Below are 14,481 nucleotides of genomic sequence, written 5' to 3'. Positions count from 1 at the left end.
AAGTCTAACGCGTTAGACACTCTTTTCCCATGCCGCAATTGCGCCACGCGCCATTTCAGTTGTTCGCGGGACATAATGTTCGAGGATTTTTGAAGTCTGCTCAATCGACCAACCGGCAACGGCGCTGATCTGAGTCGTTGTTGCACCGGCCTCTGACATCCGAACCGCTGCCGTTCTTCTGAGGTCACGCGGTTGCAGATGCGCCATGTCTTTTGCGGTTGCCCGCCTGAAATTATTCAGGAACGTGGTATATGGCACGGGCCGACCTTCATGCTGAACGATGGTGGTGCATCCGTCTTCCTTTGCCAGCTTGACCGCTTCTGCGATCCGGTCGATTGCGTCACGGTGTAGCGGGATCTCAAGAAACGCACCTGTCTTTTGCTGTCTTACCCGGATCATGTTCGTTGCTGGATTGAAGTGACTGACAGGCATTTTGAGAACATCAATTGGCCGCTGGGCCGTGTACTGCAGCAGACAGAAGGCAGTGGTTGTCGCAAAGGCGCGATCCCCGAACTGAGCGGCATGATACCAGGCTTCAATCTCTGCCGGTTCCCATACGATCTGCCTGCGGCTGCCTTGCGTTGTTTCAAGGAATTGTGCCGGGTTCTTGTCCATCACTTCCCATTTGATCGCCGTTTTGAACAGCAGGTTCAAGATTGTTTTCAGTTTGCGGTCTGCCCCTTTGATACCGTCAAAGGTATCGACGAAGTCCTGAAGCATCGGGGTCGTGAAGGCTGATATCGGAAGGTCGGGCCCGAGGGCATGAACCTCGTTCATATACTGGATGTAGAACTTCTTCGTTCCTTCAGCCAGTTCCTTGAAGCCTCGACTATTCTTGTATTTGGCAATCACCCAGCCGATTGATCCGGGCCAGTTCTGCCCTTCGTTCTCCACCACCTGACCGAGCGTTGCTAGTCGGGAAACCGAGTGCGCTGTCAGCTGATTGCTTTTGGCTAGGTTCAGCAGCAGATTTCGATCGATCTCGTAGTTCTTGTCTGCCAAATCGTTCAGGGCATTCAAAACCTTGATACGCTGTGACCGGTCATCGGGCATCCTTGTCAGAGGTTGCCCGCGCCGTTGCCAGTAATACCGAAATGTGCCGTCAGTGTTGCGGCGCGCGGTTAGATACCGCAGCCTTTCCCCGTTGGGCCCTGCCATTGATGCTTCCCCGCAGCAATCGTTTTGCCATGTCGTCATCGTTGGTAAGACCTCCTAGTTCGTCAAGGGCCTTGTCCAAGACCTTGCGGTCAAAGACCTTTTTTCTGATCCCGGCGCGGTCACGGTAAGGGATTGGGCAGAAAATCCCCGCATCGACCGCCTTTTGAAAAGTGTTCTGGTTTGTCAAGCCGACATATTCACAGGCCTGTTCCTCAGACATACAGCGCGGCGGGATGTTGGCTGGCAATGCGCTCATTCATCACCTCCCCTGAACGGAACCGGCACAGCATCACCCTTGATGTAAAGTGGGTGCTTCGGCGATCCGTCTGCATTGATGTGCAGGGCCTTGGCTGCGGTCTGCCCATGCATGCAAGCCATTGCCAGCTTATCAGCCATAGCAAGCTTCCCATGCGTTCCCCAGGCACAAACCATCGTGTCGACCATTTCAGCGACTTCGGAAATGTGCTTGCTGTTGTCGGGGCCAACTGGATCCGCTGCCGCTTTGAGCATTACCGGCTTTGGCGTCCGCATCGCGAACAGGTTGACGACGATAAACCCGCCGTAACCCCATGCCTTTGCAAATCCGATCAGGCGTCTGATCGTGGGATCGTCAACCGATGCATCTGCGGTGCTTGGGTTCAGCATGCAGAAGCCGACTAGGGGTTTTGATTTGTCCCAGATGCGCCAGAGGCGATAGCGGTATTTGCCGCAATCACTGATGACGGCACCGCTGTTTGTGTCAAAGTTGCTCATTTAACCCTCCACCTCAAGTCCAAGCGATCTGATCACCGCTTTCGCCTCGCGCATGGCATCAGGAATCAAAGATTGACTATTCTCATAATCGGGAAACTCGGCGCTCATGTTGTAATAGTGCGCCAATTCCTGTTTCCACCAATCGTCAGTGAATGTCACAGTCCGTTCTTCGGCAATGGCCCGCGCCGCGATCTCCACGTCTTCCTTGGTGAGTTTGCCTGCATTGCTGCCTTCTTTCAGTAGCATTCCTTGGGCGATATGCGTCCAACCGGCGCGCTTCGCTGCGCGCTGCCCTGTATCCAGTTCTGACAATTCAAAAACATCCACCACTGCCTTACGCTGTGTCATCACCAAAGATCCTCGCTGAATAGAATGTCTTTAGGCCCGGTCTTGGTTCGCCCCACAAGCTGGCCTTCTTCCCGGGCGATCCGGCATGCTGCCTTGCGTGTGACAAAACCGTGTTCGTGATCGATGAAGCCTTGCAGTCCGTGCTTGTGTTCCGGCATCGGCCATCGGCCGATAATGTCATGATGCCGTGCCGGTGCGGGCAGGGCTTTGACTTCACCATCGATCATCATTGCTGCTGCTACGATCATGAAACCACCTCGCACAGTTCGTCGGGGATTTCGATTGTTGGGCCGACAGCGTTGTAAACAACGGCACGGCAACCAGCTATCAAAGGCTTTTCGCCATACATCACACAGCGTTCGCCCTCTGCCTCGTAAGGCATCGGATCTGTTTGAGGTCCGTGGAATGCGTCCCAGTCATGGCAATAAGTCGGGAATATTCCTGTTTTCTCAAAGATTGGGCCGCCATGCGCCCAGTTACCTGATGGATTAAATTCATCGCGATCTATAGAAACGACACCAAGTCGCGCCACTAATACCGCTTTTACATTTGAAGATTCATCAAATGCAAAAGAGTTTGGATAAACTGCTGACGGCTCGCCATACAGGGTAAACGCAACCGCCCAATTCAGCGCGCGCCCGTCGAGGTCTGATACTTTCATTTTCATGCTGCGTTCCTCACGATCAACGTAAGCTCCTTCTCGGCGCGGGTGATGGCGGTATAGAGCCATTTGCGCTGGTCTTCGCGGAATGATCTGCTGTCATCAATCACAGTGATGCGCGGCCACTGCGAACCTTGCGCCTTGTGGCAGGTAAGGACATAGCCCCAATCAAATTCACCGATCCCTTTTTCAATGCGCGGTCGCTGGATCGGTCCTTCGAAATGCTGATCAAAAAGGTAGGGGTGAACCGTCATCTCGACGTGCTCTTTGCGTCCTTCGAGATCGAAGGTCATGTCTTCAAACATTGGCTCTGTCGGGCACATCTGAGACGATAGGAAAACGCCTTGTTGACCGTTGAAAACCCCACGCTCACGGTCATTGCGACAGCAGATGATTGTCTCGCCATGTTCAGGTTTACGTTCGGCATAGCCGCGGTGGCGGCGAATTTTCTGCGTCAGGTTCCATCTGACCTTATTCAGACCGCAGATGACCTGGCTGTTTTCGTCGTAGACATATTCACCTGCTGCAGCGTCATACGGAATCACTCGGACGCCGGGGCCGTAGTCACCTAGGCTGATCGGCAATCCTTGGCGTGCCTTGGTTGCCAGTTGAATTATCGGACTGTCTGCGGCCTGCCGGTGAATTTCGTGCAAGAACACATCAGGATTGCGGTTGGTGAAAGCGCCAGCGCCGCGAACAGGCGGCAGCTGACCGGGATCGCCGAGGACAAGAATTTTCTTGCCGAACGAACGGATGTCATCGGCCATGGCTTCGTCAATCATAGAGCATTCATCAAGGATGATGATATCTGCCTGCGCCGCTGCACCGTCCTTGTCCAGTTCGAACCTGACTTCCCCGGTCGCTTCGTCAGTGATCGCGGTGTAAATCATCGAGTGAATGGTCTGTGCATTTTCTGCGCCTTTCTGGCGCAAGACATAGGCCGCCTTTCCGGTATAGGCCCCGGTGCAAACCTTGTTTACACCGCATTCGTCCTTGAGGCGTTTGATTGCCTCGTCGGTCAAGGTTGATTTCCCCGATCCTGCATAACCTGCGAGGTAGAACTCTTGCGGTTTTGGCTGCTTGTACCAGTCCATGATGGCGTTAACGGCTGCGTTTTGAGTGTCGCTTAGGGTGATCGTCATGCCGCAGCCCTCCCTTTGATGAACTGATCGAGGTTGATCAGGTGAGGTTTAAAGGACACGGCCCAGACCCACGGGTTTGCGCGCCAACTGTCATCGCCATTGATCGATGTCCAAAGATGCTCAAACTTCTGCTTGCTGGTGTCGCATTCGGAACAGTCCGCGTCGGGAATTACGCCACCCCAGCCATAAGCAGTGAACAGACCAGTTCCGGCACACTTCGGGCACATCCATTCATTATTGCGGTAATCATGTTCTTCCGGGCGGTCTTCGTCCCGGTAAACGCCTTCTGCCTTTGCATCTTCCTCGCTGATATCCTGCAACCGCTCGACACGCACATCCGCAACCTCAAGCGTGATCCTGCTGTAACGGCGCGGCATGAACCTGCCCAAGCGCTGGTGCCAAGCCACGGTGAAAGGGTCTTTTGCGTCACGGGCCTTGCGGTATTCATCCGGTTCAGAAAACTGTATGTCATGGCTTTCCGGGGTAAATGCCCATTTTTGCTTTCCGCCCTTGGTCTTCTTGCCGTTCACCGGCTCCCAATGCCCGCGCTGGAAATAGCTTTCCCGCACATAAAGCAGATCGCCGGGCTTGCCGTAGGGGCATTTGACGTCAATGAAACCTGATTGCCATGCTTCGTTAACGGTATGCTCTAGATCAGCCGGGACAATCGGATCCGGCTTAATAATCCGCCGCGTCTGCGTCTTACCCGTGCCGGGGTTTTCGATCTCACGAAGCAGGGCCTTAATCATCGGCGCGCTGAACAGGATTGGTTTTGCTGTGATGGTCATGCCGACATTCCTTGTTGCTGGTGCAGCGCGGATGGCTGGACGTTGGCGCGGACGACGGCGGCTGCCAGCGGCGGGCAGACAGAGTTGCCGCATTTGGCAACCTGTTGGCTTTTACTGAACTTGAAGCCGTCGATTTCCGGGTTGTCACCGATCTTGTAATCAGGACGGAAACCCTGCGCGGCGTATAGTTCGCGTGGCGTCAGCATCCGCATGCCGATATCAACGATCTGATATTCTTCTCCCTTGATCGTCACCAGCCCGAAGCGTTCCTTTGATGTCACCGTGCCAAGCGGGTCATCACAAACTTGGCCTTCGCCGGTCCCGTAGTATTTCATCAAAAACGCGCGAACCTCTCCGATATGGAAGCCGCCCGCTGTGACAGTTGGTGCTGGTTCGGTCACAGGTTGCCCGTGCCGGCATGTCCCGCGCAGCTTTACCAAGTTCGATGTGCAAAGGGCTGTTTTGCCGTCACCGCCTGCGGTGATGGTGCCTGTCGGTTCGTTCACGTCTGCACCATTGCTTGCGCCAAACTGGCGATCGATATGCACGGCAATCAGCCCAAGTGGGTTGGCGCCCCCGGGGCGGGCCATTTTCCCGCCGCTGGTTACGGTTGCCAGCGGGGCGGTTGCTTCGTGGCCCGTTGCGCCATTGCGGAATTTGGTGATATGGGCGGCAATCACACCCTGTTGCGACCCGGTGTTTGTCACAGTTGAAAGCGGTGTTTCTGCCGATCGGCTGTCAGATGACGTGTTGTTGTGTTGCGCCAGGTATGCGCATGAAAGCGCCATGCCGCCACCCTTGGGTGTGGCAGTGACGGTGCGCACGGGTTCGTCAACCGCCATCGTGCCATTGGGGTTGCTGGCATGTTGAACGTGCTGGACAAACGGTTGCACCAACCCATGCCCGTCACGTGCCGCCGTAACGGTGTTAAACGGGTGATCGATGCATTGGCCCCGGAACGTATCGCCGCCGTGATTGACGGTGACAACGAACGGATCGGCGCTGTCAAAGACGAACTTCTGCAGGCCGCGTGCGATGCGCTTCATGGTGTTTTCGGCCAATGGCCGTTTCAGGCCGCGTTGTTTGGCTTCATCCGGGTCCATGAAGATCGACGGGCAGGGCAGTGACCAGTCAATGATATCGGCAGCAACCGGCCATGGTTTGAGTTTGCCCTGTTTGACGGCATCTGACTTCGGGTCGCCGTGGGTTGGTTCCGGTTTGACGATCGGTTGGCCGTCACAGCGGGCGACAAGGAACAAGCGTTCACGGATCGTTGGAACGCCATAGTCGCAGGCACGCAGTACCCAGTATTCTACCTTGTAGCCAAGGCGTTCCATCTGTTTGATCCAATGGCGGAACGTCTTGCCCTTGCGCAGTTTGCAGGGCTGTCCGTCCTTGGTCAGCGGACCCCAGTCCTGAAATTCCTTGACGTTTTCAAGGCAGACGACACGGGGGCGCACTTTCCCCATCCATTTGATGACCACCCATGCAAGGCCTCGTATCTTCTTTGATCTTGGTTTCCCGCCTTTGGCCTTGGAATGATGGGTGCAATCCGGACTGAACCACGCCAGCTTGACGCGGCGGCCCTTGCAAACAGCAACAGGATCCACGGTAAACACATCTTCGCAAAGATGTAGCGTGTGCGGATGGTTCGCCTGATGCATGGCAACAGCGTTTGCGTCGTGGTTCACTGCAATATTGACCGGACATCCAAGGGCTTCTTCGATCCCGGTTGAAGCGCCACCACCACCGGCAAAGTTGTCGACAACGATTTCGTCATCAAGGTTCCACTGGAAGCTCATACCCCACCTCCCTGACGTGCGACATAAAAGTCATGGGTGTTGGCGACGTGGAGATAGATCCCCTGTTTGAGCGGGTCGGGCAGGGCGTTGAAGCGCTGCATCAGGCGCAGGGCCTTGGTGCCGATTTCTGCCGGTGCTTCGGTGCCATCATCGAGCGTGGCATAGAACCATTCGACAGGAACGGCGAGAACCTTGGCGACTTCATAAAGTCGTCCCGCGCCGATCCGGTTAGAGCCCTTTTCGTATTTCTGTACTTGCTGGAATGACAGGCCGAGCTTTTCGGCCAGTGCCTCTTGCGACATGCCAAGCTGGGTGCGGCGTTCGCGGATGCGCGCCCCGACAACGGCGTCAACACCGTTCGCCTTGCCGCGTGGCTTCTTGTTGTTATGCTCCATAAGTCGATTCCTTGTTGCATTGTGAGTGCGGGGATTGATGGGCGCTGGCGAGGTTGCCGCCTTGTCAGCGCCGTTTTGTTATTTGCTGGTCTTTGCTTCGATCCGGTCTAGCCGTTCAATTTCTGCAACGATCAGGGCACCGGCCTTGACCAAGTCACGGCGGCGCGTTTCTGGCTTCCACCATTTCTGGTCCCACGGCCAAATGTTGAGGATCAGGTTTGCAAAGAATGCGCCCGCCACGTTGGGGTAGGCGGCGAACATGGCATAGCAGGCTGCCGCGCGAGACATCTCGCATTTGTCGTGCGTGTCATCATGCTCCAGCGTCCAGCCTTCGACATCGATCTGACGTTCACGTTCGGCAGAAATGTCCTTGAGTGCCTGATTTTCCATCACGCCGCCTCCTGCGAAAGCTGTTCAATGCGGGCGTCTTCGGCGTCACGCATGCGCTGATAGGTGTCCTCGTATTCATCGGCATAGCGATCAAGGACGGTCTGATGTTTGGTGTGCAGGGCGTTTACCTCGTCGACGGTCGCGCAGGCCTTCACCGCTGCAATGAACTTGTTGGCCCAGTCTTCAGGGTCGGCCTTCGGCTTATCGGCAGGCTGTTCTTCCTGCGTCTGCTCGGTGCTGTGATCCTCGATAGCGTCGGTGTCGTCGCCATCGTCAAGGAATGCGGTTGATACGGATTCCTGTTGAACCGGGATGTCCTGCACTTCCTCGGCGATGCCAAGTCCGCACAGCACGTCGGCAAAGCCGTCACGCAAAGCGAGGGCGCGGGCGCGCATCTGCAACATACGTTCTGGGTATGCCATCCACGGGCCGGGTTTTGTCGCCAGCTTGGCGCGTTTGGCTTGTTCAAAGCTGAACGTGCGGCGATATGGTTCTTCCTGCCCGACGCGCTTGATCTCGCAAACAGCGGTCCAGTTATCGGTGCTGCCTTTTCCTTCGATGGTTTCTTTCATCCATTCGATCTTGCCGCTGCGCTGAACCAGAGCGATTGCGCCATCGCCATAGATCGCCGGGATGTTGTTGATGATGTAGATCGATTGCAGCGCCATCATCGGCGGCATGCCGATTTCAAGGCCTTTGGTAATGCACATGCACAGCTTGGCGTGCACTTCCTGCGCGCTGCCTTTGTTGTAGCTGTTTGGCACCATGCCCGCTGCGATTAGATCGACGGAAAACTCGCTGATCTCGGTGCGGTTTTGCGGGATAACTGCATTGACCTTGGCCGGGGCTTTGGTCTTCTCAATCGTTGCAACTTGGTTCGTCACGATAGTCCTCCTATTCAAACGCCCAGACCGGGATTTCGTCGTCTTCGACATTCACCGGCTGCATGGCTTCGATATTGATCCAAGGTTCCCCCTGGTCGCCGAAACGGTCATAAAATTCACGGAACTGGCGCATGCCGATCTTCATGGCCGACCGGCCGCTTTCGATCAGCATCCGGTCACGCGGGATAATCCGGGCCCGCACCAGCGGGGCCTTGGTTGATTTCTGGAACACGAACATGAATTGATGTTCAGGCGTGGCGCAGCACTGCTTGAGCCAGTCCGGGTCAACATCCCCGATCACCTTGCCCATTTTCACCAGTTCCTTTGCCTGTTCCAGTGCCTCGCAATACACTGCGGCCTGAATGAAATAGCGGTAATTGGCGATCTCGCCGGTGATGGCGCGTTCGATGTTCTTCATCGACTTGTTGGCAAAGGATTTAAGATCGACGATTGCCCTTGGTTTCAGGTAGTCAATCCGTGACTTCATCCGAACGCCGGTTTCGCGGTCGGTCCAAAGAACCGTGACTTCCGGGTATCCACCCCGAAATGCCTTACCCAAGGTCGGGTGTTTTTCGATAAAGGCGGCGGCATATTCGATGCGTTGCAACTGATCAGCGTGAAGAAACGTTTTCCCGGCATGTTTCTTGCCGTACTCCGAAACGATTTCATCCCAAACCACAACATTAGGATCAGCATCTTTAAGCCGTTCGATCAGTTCCGGCTTGTTGCCACTAACCTTTAGGTCCAGCGCCTTAAGTCGTTTCTTCATCTGATCCATGGTTTCGAGCGCGTCGGGATAATCAGCCTTGTTGATCATCGGGGCGAACTGGCGATCAAGCGCCTCGCGGCCTTCCAGAATGCGTGCGTGATAGGCATTGCCAAGTGTCAAGCTGTCCTTTTCCTCGCGATCCGGCAGCGGGTTCATCCAACTGTCGTGCCAGAAGTCCTCGATGCTGGCCTGTGTCGCCTTGATACCGGATGCCGAAAGGCGTGGCTGCGCGTGATACACGTCTTCGGCTAGATCGAAATACACACCGTCGCCATAGGCGTTGTCGGGCAAGGGAATTGGTTCTGCCTGCGGCATTTCGAACGGCTCGAAGTCTGGCAACGTGTTGTGCAGGGCGTCGTAATGGATTTCTTGTGCTTGGCTCATTGCTCCGATCCCTTGGCTTTGGTGAGGGCTTTCTTGATCTCGCAATTGTGGTTGCTCGCGTCTTCGATTGCCTTGGCGGCGTCTTCTTCCCCAAAGCATGAAATGCACCACGGTTCGCGGCACTGGTCGCCACGACATTCGACAGCATCGATCGGTATGTACTGTTGTGCATTTTCCAACGCCCCAACCAGTTCTGCGATGAGGGCGGCTTGGGCTTTCAATTCGTTCTTTACAGATAGCACGTGTGAGATCGGACGGTTCTCGACCCACTCAAGAAGCTCCCCGTATGAAAAGAACTCCGCGTTATCTGGTTCGCGTATCCAGTCGTAAACGCCTTCAATGTCGGTTCTCATCACTGAAACATCCTTCTGTGTGCCCACCACTTCCGGAGCGGGCGCGTTAATCTGTGGATCATGGCGGTCATTGAACGTCCCCTCGCGTAATCCGATCAGAATTGACGTGGCATACTGTGCGCGCCATCTGGACGGTTAGCGGATGCCGGATGCGTTGCAACCAGATGTCTTCGCTAATCTCGTGCATGGTTTTCATGCGTTTTGCCGGGTCATCTGAGGTCAGCAGGTCAAAGGATCGCTGCCATGCGACACGGGCCTCAATTGCAAGGCGTGAGTTGCAGATCATGACGGTAGCCCCAGCCATGCCCAGACCTTGCCGAGAGGTTCGCGCATCTCTGACAGGGCATAGAGAACGATGGTCACGCAGGCCGTTATTGTCCCGACGACCATCAGGAACCGGTTGACATCATGCCGGGGTGACAGCTCGTCCGCCCATTCCACGTCATGGACTTCCGGGGTGTTGCGAGCGATCTGGTCTGGGTCCATGTCGTCTATGTCATCCAGGTCAACGCGGGCGAGGTCGTACCAGTTGATTTGGGTCATGACTGGCCCTCCGCTTTGGCGATGGCTGCTTTCATTGCAACAATCTGCGGGCATGCTTCGTCATGCTCGACGCTTGGGTGTTCAATTAGAGCAATCAGGTCTTTTGCCGATGAAAGAAGGTCAGGCGCTGCGGCAATCATCTTTGATCTGGCCTTAACGCACTGCCGGCGTTCTTCTGCGCTCGCGCTGTAAGGCAAGAACAAACTAGCCACTACGTCGGTACTTTTCTTGCGATCAGATGATCGCGCCCAAACCGTATACCCGTTGCAGCTATTTGATTTGTGACTTCCCAATTCTCCGGCGTATGTTTTGCCTCACTCATAACTCGCTCCTATCTGAGTTCATGACAGCGCACCCGCAGATGCGCTGCGGTGAAGTCAGTGGTCAGTAGTTCATGCTGACGTGCGGGATATCGCCGTTGGAGATGGCAAGAACGATGGCCTTTGCCTGTTCTTCGCTGACGCCGATAGCCGCGATTGCCTTCAAGGCTTCGTTGTTGATGGTGCGGCGATGTTCCTGATTGGCAATGCGGTGCGCCTCGTCTGCCTCGGCTTTTGCCTTGGCTGCTGCTTCCTGACGCGCCTTGGCTTCTGCCTCGGCACGGACGCGGTTTTCCGCCTCTTCGGCAGCGGCCTTTGCTGCGGCTTCTTCACGCTGCTTGGCCTGCGCTTCCCATGCCTGACGCTCAGCTTCTTTCTGTTCGGCCTCAAGTTTGGCGCGTTCCTCGGCTTCTGCCTTTTCGCGAGCTGCACGCTCGGCGGCTTCTCGTTCCTGTTCTGCGCGCTGCTCTGCTGCGATGCGTGCGGCTTCCTTGGCCTCACCAAGAGCGGCTGAAACCGTTCCAATAGCTTTGTCTTTTGCCAATGCCGCATCTGCTTTGAACTCAGCAAAGCTCTCATCGATCACTGTTTTCATGATCTGATCGAGACGCTGGTCAAGACGGTCAACGTCGGCGCCGGTAACGGTGACGTTGCTATCAATGGCAAGCTCTTCGATATCGCTGATGCGGGCCTTGATGGCGGCAATGCGTTGTTCTTCTGCTGTTTCCCAGTCGGTCAACGGCTGACGAACTTCGTCTTTCAGGTTATCGAGAAATTCGCGCACACGACGGCGTTCCACGTCAACAGCGGTAGCCTGTGCTTTCCAGCCAGCAACCAAATCCTTGCCAAGCCCATCAAGTAGCGTTTTGGACTGTGCGACCTTGTAAGCCACAGAGGCGATTTCTTTCCGGCCTTTGACAGTTGATACATCGGCGTTTGGCAGCACAGCGCGGGCCTTTGCCGCGATTTCCGAAAGGAGTGGGTCGATTGCACCCGATTTGAAAATCGCCTCAGGGACGAGGTCTTCGCGTCTGACGAGTTCGGTGCTTTCTTGAACTGCTGCTTCCATTTTTACGGTCCTCAATGTTTGCTGTTAACACTCAAGAAAACCGGGCCGCGACCCGGCTTCGATCAGGTTAAGCTGATGCTTTGATGTTGATGTGCTGTGCGGTCATGTGACGGACTTCGGCGCGGTAATCTTCGCGCTCGTCCTCTTCACGGACTTCATCGATGCGGGCCTGCAACTCGGAAATGATCTCGTCCTGAACTTGACCGATCATGTCGCTTTCAAGGTTCGACAGGATGTCGCGCAGCTTGTCGGCGGCGACCGGATCAATGGTGGATGGCAGCAGTTCGAATTTCAGATTGAACAATGCACGGGTGAACTTGTTCTGCTCTTCCTTGATCAGCGCAATCTGTGCCGCGCAATCCACATCGTCGAGGTCTGAATAAATGTTGCTCATCACGCTCTCCTGTGTTGCGCCGGTTGATTGATCGTGGCGCGGTTCTCGCTGTGATGAGTTATAGTAACCACAATGGTTATTTGCCGTCAATAACAAATTTAACCGTTATGGTTATTTATGGTTCGCTCGTAACCAAGGCAACAAAAAACCCGCCATTTGGGCGGGCTGTTTGGCTGTGTCATTTCTTTTTGGTTATTGATCGGTGAATTGCCCGACTACGCGATAGATGTGTCTTACATCTTGGGCTGGGTAGGTTATCTCTCTCTTGGGGTTGAACTGCTCTACAATCACCATGTCGCCAGCTCTTCTGACTAGCTTCTTGACGTATGCTTGGTGATCCTGGAGTTCAATTAGTACGTAGTGTCCCGGTCGTGGTGGCTTGATTGGGTTGACGTAAAGAAGCTCTCCCTCTTCAAACCGTGGCTCCATGCTGTCTCCTGTCATATAGCAGGCGAAAGCGTTAGGAACGCCGATCAGTGGTCCCGGTCTGTGAACCATCCCCTGTACCTCTCCGTTGTCTAGAAAGAACGCTTGATCTCCTCCGCGCACATTTCCAACGATAGGGAGGTCACGAGGCCCGGCGGTGAAGTCAACATCGACCGGAGGTATTGTAATGCTTGGCTCTTTAGGGGTGGAGTCTCCCCAAGGGTAGGGGCTTCATATCCTAACAGTTGATCTGGCGAGCAATCCAAGGCTCCGCACAGCGCCCTTATCCAGTGGGGGCGCAGGTCGCGTAATCCGCGCTCAAGCCGAGACATCTGCATGGGGCTGGTTCCGATAGCCTCGGCCAGCTCCTTTTGGGTCATGCCTTTCGCCTCGCGAAGGATGGCGATGTTATTTCCAGATTTTTTCGTCATGTCGCCAAAATGGCAGATTCCCTTGGTTATTGGGATATCCAAAATGGCTTGCGTTTCTGTAACCATATTGGTATAGTCTTCCCGTTGGATGTATCCAAAACAGTTAGAGGCGACGATGAAGCTTAGCCAATACCTCAATGACGAGCACAAGGGAACGCGGGTTGAATTCTCGTCTCTGATAGGTGTGACGCCGATGGCGCTCCATAGATACGAGAATGGCGACCGCATTCCGCACAAAGATGTGATGGCCAAAATCCACCAAGTGACAAACGGCAAGGTCAGCCCAACAGACTTCTACGACCTCGTTGCCTAAAGCATTACCGGCGCGTTTTCTTCCCCTTACGTAGCCGGGCATCGGGGCCACGCCGTTATGTGGCAAGGGGCCGTTGTTACCCGGTCCTACGTCTTCCAGACGTGAATGACCTCCCTTTACGAAACTTGCCCGAGGGGCCGCAACCCCCTTAGCCCCTCGGGTCTTTTTTCGGAGAGCAGAGCAGCCCGGGGAGCAAACCGGACAAGTTGAAAGATAACTGTTTGACGCAACAGCGTCCTTTGTAATCGGAGCGCAGATTTCCAATGACCAAGCCCCGTAAAGCCAGAACGTTTCACAGTGCCGCGGCCTTTGCCGTTGCTGTCCTGTCTGATGACGATGTGAAAGGCGCGACTGGCAAGAGCATGTCGCTACTGCGTCGTGCCAGCGATCCCGATGATCATGCCGTTGAAATCCGGTGTGTCGATGCAGCAGCGCTTGAGGCTGTGCTGCTTGGTCACGGCCATGCCCCGCAGTTCCTGACAGCGTTTCAGGACGCGGTTGAGCAGCATCTTGGTCATGCCATCAATCACCAGCCAGGCAACCTTTTGGAACGGCTGGCCGATGCGGTCGAGAAGGTCGGTAATATCAGTGCCGAGTTGCGCGCCGCAACCCATCCAGACAGCCCGGGCGGTGAAGCAATCATTCCCTATGAATGCGATCAGGTCGAAACGGCGATCTGTGAAGCGATTGAAGTCCTTGAAGCCAAGCGCCGCGACATTCAGGCGATCCGCAAGAAGGGCAACGTCACGAACATCAACAAAGCATCCTGAGCAGCAAAGGAGGCCACCATGCACGGTTCTGACCCTCCGAAAGACGCAACCCATCTTCACCGCCAGCCAATGGCGCTGGTCTGGTGAAATGGCAGCCCGCGCAACAAGCCCGACCCCGATTTGAAGATTGGGGCGGGCATTTGGGGTGAAAGTCTGGCCCGGACAGGTAAGGGCATTTTGGGAAAGGTCGGGCAGCGGGCCGCGCGAGGCGAAATGGCGCTGCATATGACAACGGAGGAAGCCATGAACCGCGCAGGGTAATGCCTGCACCCTCTCTGACCTGTGCCGGGGCCTTCCCCTGTCGCCCGCGACAAGCCCCGGCACCGCCTTAGCAACGAGCAGATCACGGTCTGCTGATTGGTGCGGCGGACGATGTAGCCAAAAGCAT

The 14,481-nt window shown here is 55.3% G+C and carries 23 protein-coding genes; 2 read left to right on the top strand and 21 right to left on the bottom strand.

Going from position 1 to position 14,481, the window contains the following annotated elements:
* Positions 1–12: 12 nt before the first annotated feature.
* The 21 genes from ACMZ66_RS05605 to ACMZ66_RS05505 form a co-directional block, all read right to left on the bottom strand.
* Positions 13–1,053: a tyrosine-type recombinase/integrase gene (locus ACMZ66_RS05605; protein ID WP_416935246.1), complete on the bottom strand. Its 1,041-nt coding sequence runs from the start codon at positions 1,051–1,053 to the stop codon at positions 13–15.
* Positions 1,054–1,102: 49 nt separating this feature from the next.
* A complete protein-coding gene (locus tag ACMZ66_RS05600; RefSeq protein WP_416935244.1) occupies positions 1,103–1,414 on the bottom strand; it encodes a hypothetical protein in 312 nt (103 codons plus the stop codon).
* Entirely contained in the window at positions 1,411–1,911 is a 501-nt protein-coding gene (locus ACMZ66_RS05595) for a DUF1643 domain-containing protein (protein ID WP_416935242.1), read from the bottom strand. The genes ACMZ66_RS05600 and ACMZ66_RS05595 overlap by 4 nt, the downstream gene beginning before the upstream one ends.
* On the bottom strand, positions 1,912–2,259 hold the full coding sequence (locus tag ACMZ66_RS05590; RefSeq protein ID WP_416935240.1) for a hypothetical protein: 348 nt from the start codon (positions 2,257–2,259) through the stop codon (positions 1,912–1,914).
* On the bottom strand, positions 2,259–2,489 hold the full coding sequence (locus ACMZ66_RS05585; protein WP_416935238.1) for a hypothetical protein: 231 nt from the start codon (positions 2,487–2,489) through the stop codon (positions 2,259–2,261). Before ACMZ66_RS05585 ends, ACMZ66_RS05590 begins: the two co-directional genes overlap by 1 nt.
* A gap of 14 nt (positions 2,490–2,503) precedes the next feature.
* Positions 2,504–2,926 carry a phage protein NinX family protein gene (locus ACMZ66_RS05580; RefSeq protein WP_416935236.1) on the bottom strand — a complete coding sequence of 141 codons (423 nt, stop codon included), beginning with the start codon at positions 2,924–2,926 and terminating at the stop codon, positions 2,504–2,506.
* Positions 2,923–4,062 carry an ATP-dependent DNA helicase gene (locus ACMZ66_RS05575; protein ID WP_416935234.1) on the bottom strand — a complete coding sequence of 380 codons (1,140 nt, stop codon included), beginning with the start codon at positions 4,060–4,062 and terminating at the stop codon, positions 2,923–2,925. Before ACMZ66_RS05575 ends, ACMZ66_RS05580 begins: the two co-directional genes overlap by 4 nt.
* Positions 4,059–4,850 (bottom strand): hypothetical protein, encoded by a 792-nt coding sequence (locus tag ACMZ66_RS05570; RefSeq protein ID WP_416935232.1) that lies wholly within the window; start codon positions 4,848–4,850, stop codon positions 4,059–4,061. Before ACMZ66_RS05570 ends, ACMZ66_RS05575 begins: the two co-directional genes overlap by 4 nt.
* Positions 4,847–6,652: a DNA cytosine methyltransferase gene (locus ACMZ66_RS05565; protein ID WP_416935231.1), complete on the bottom strand. Its 1,806-nt coding sequence runs from the start codon at positions 6,650–6,652 to the stop codon at positions 4,847–4,849. The genes ACMZ66_RS05570 and ACMZ66_RS05565 overlap by 4 nt, the downstream gene beginning before the upstream one ends.
* A complete protein-coding gene (locus tag ACMZ66_RS05560) occupies positions 6,649–7,047 on the bottom strand; it encodes a helix-turn-helix domain-containing protein (protein WP_416935229.1) in 399 nt (132 codons plus the stop codon). Before ACMZ66_RS05560 ends, ACMZ66_RS05565 begins: the two co-directional genes overlap by 4 nt.
* Before the next feature lie 78 nt (positions 7,048–7,125).
* Complete coding sequence (locus ACMZ66_RS05555; protein ID WP_416935227.1) at positions 7,126–7,437, bottom strand: hypothetical protein; 312 nt, start codon at positions 7,435–7,437, stop codon at positions 7,126–7,128.
* Complete coding sequence (locus ACMZ66_RS05550; RefSeq protein ID WP_416935225.1) at positions 7,437–8,321, bottom strand: recombinase RecT; 885 nt, start codon at positions 8,319–8,321, stop codon at positions 7,437–7,439. Before ACMZ66_RS05550 ends, ACMZ66_RS05555 begins: the two co-directional genes overlap by 1 nt.
* Before the next feature lie 10 nt (positions 8,322–8,331).
* A complete protein-coding gene (locus ACMZ66_RS05545; RefSeq protein ID WP_416935223.1) occupies positions 8,332–9,474 on the bottom strand; it encodes a PD-(D/E)XK nuclease-like domain-containing protein in 1,143 nt (380 codons plus the stop codon).
* Positions 9,471–9,827 (bottom strand): hypothetical protein, encoded by a 357-nt coding sequence (locus ACMZ66_RS05540; protein ID WP_416935221.1) that lies wholly within the window; start codon positions 9,825–9,827, stop codon positions 9,471–9,473. The genes ACMZ66_RS05545 and ACMZ66_RS05540 overlap by 4 nt, the downstream gene beginning before the upstream one ends.
* Positions 9,828–9,894: 67 nt before the next feature.
* The gene (locus ACMZ66_RS05535) at positions 9,895–10,113 is read right to left on the bottom strand and encodes a hypothetical protein (RefSeq protein WP_416935219.1); all 219 of its coding nucleotides are present in this window, start codon (positions 10,111–10,113) and stop codon (positions 9,895–9,897) included.
* Positions 10,110–10,370 (bottom strand): hypothetical protein, encoded by a 261-nt coding sequence (locus ACMZ66_RS05530; RefSeq protein ID WP_416935217.1) that lies wholly within the window; start codon positions 10,368–10,370, stop codon positions 10,110–10,112. The genes ACMZ66_RS05535 and ACMZ66_RS05530 overlap by 4 nt, the downstream gene beginning before the upstream one ends.
* Positions 10,367–10,510 (bottom strand): hypothetical protein, encoded by a 144-nt coding sequence (locus tag ACMZ66_RS05525; RefSeq protein WP_416935215.1) that lies wholly within the window; start codon positions 10,508–10,510, stop codon positions 10,367–10,369. The genes ACMZ66_RS05530 and ACMZ66_RS05525 overlap by 4 nt, the downstream gene beginning before the upstream one ends.
* Positions 10,511–10,754: 244 nt before the next feature.
* The gene (locus tag ACMZ66_RS05520) at positions 10,755–11,759 is read right to left on the bottom strand and encodes a hypothetical protein (protein WP_416935213.1); all 1,005 of its coding nucleotides are present in this window, start codon (positions 11,757–11,759) and stop codon (positions 10,755–10,757) included.
* Positions 11,760–11,826: 67 nt separating this feature from the next.
* Positions 11,827–12,153, bottom strand: a complete 327-nt coding sequence (locus ACMZ66_RS05515) for a hypothetical protein (protein ID WP_416935211.1) — start codon at positions 12,151–12,153, stop codon at positions 11,827–11,829.
* Positions 12,154–12,345: 192 nt separating this feature from the next.
* Positions 12,346–12,702, bottom strand: coding sequence for a S24 family peptidase (locus tag ACMZ66_RS05510; protein WP_416935209.1), 357 nt, complete (start codon positions 12,700–12,702; stop codon positions 12,346–12,348).
* Positions 12,672–13,076: a helix-turn-helix domain-containing protein gene (locus ACMZ66_RS05505; RefSeq protein WP_416935207.1), complete on the bottom strand. Its 405-nt coding sequence runs from the start codon at positions 13,074–13,076 to the stop codon at positions 12,672–12,674. Before ACMZ66_RS05505 ends, ACMZ66_RS05510 begins: the two co-directional genes overlap by 31 nt.
* Before the next feature lie 49 nt (positions 13,077–13,125).
* Here ACMZ66_RS05505 and ACMZ66_RS05500 point away from each other — a divergent pair, with 49 nt between their 5' ends.
* On the top strand, positions 13,126–13,323 hold the full coding sequence (locus tag ACMZ66_RS05500; protein WP_416935205.1) for a helix-turn-helix domain-containing protein: 198 nt from the start codon (positions 13,126–13,128) through the stop codon (positions 13,321–13,323).
* Positions 13,324–13,586: 263 nt separating this feature from the next.
* A complete protein-coding gene (locus ACMZ66_RS05495) occupies positions 13,587–14,093 on the top strand; it encodes a hypothetical protein (protein ID WP_416935203.1) in 507 nt (168 codons plus the stop codon).
* Positions 14,094–14,481: the final 388 nt, after the last annotated feature.

It is taken from the genome of Thalassospira sp., assembly GCF_048059015.1.
Taxonomy (GTDB): domain Bacteria; phylum Pseudomonadota; class Alphaproteobacteria; order Rhodospirillales; family Thalassospiraceae; genus Thalassospira.
Note: the sequence above shows the minus strand (reverse complement) of the source record. Positions and strands in the feature narration are given on the sequence as shown.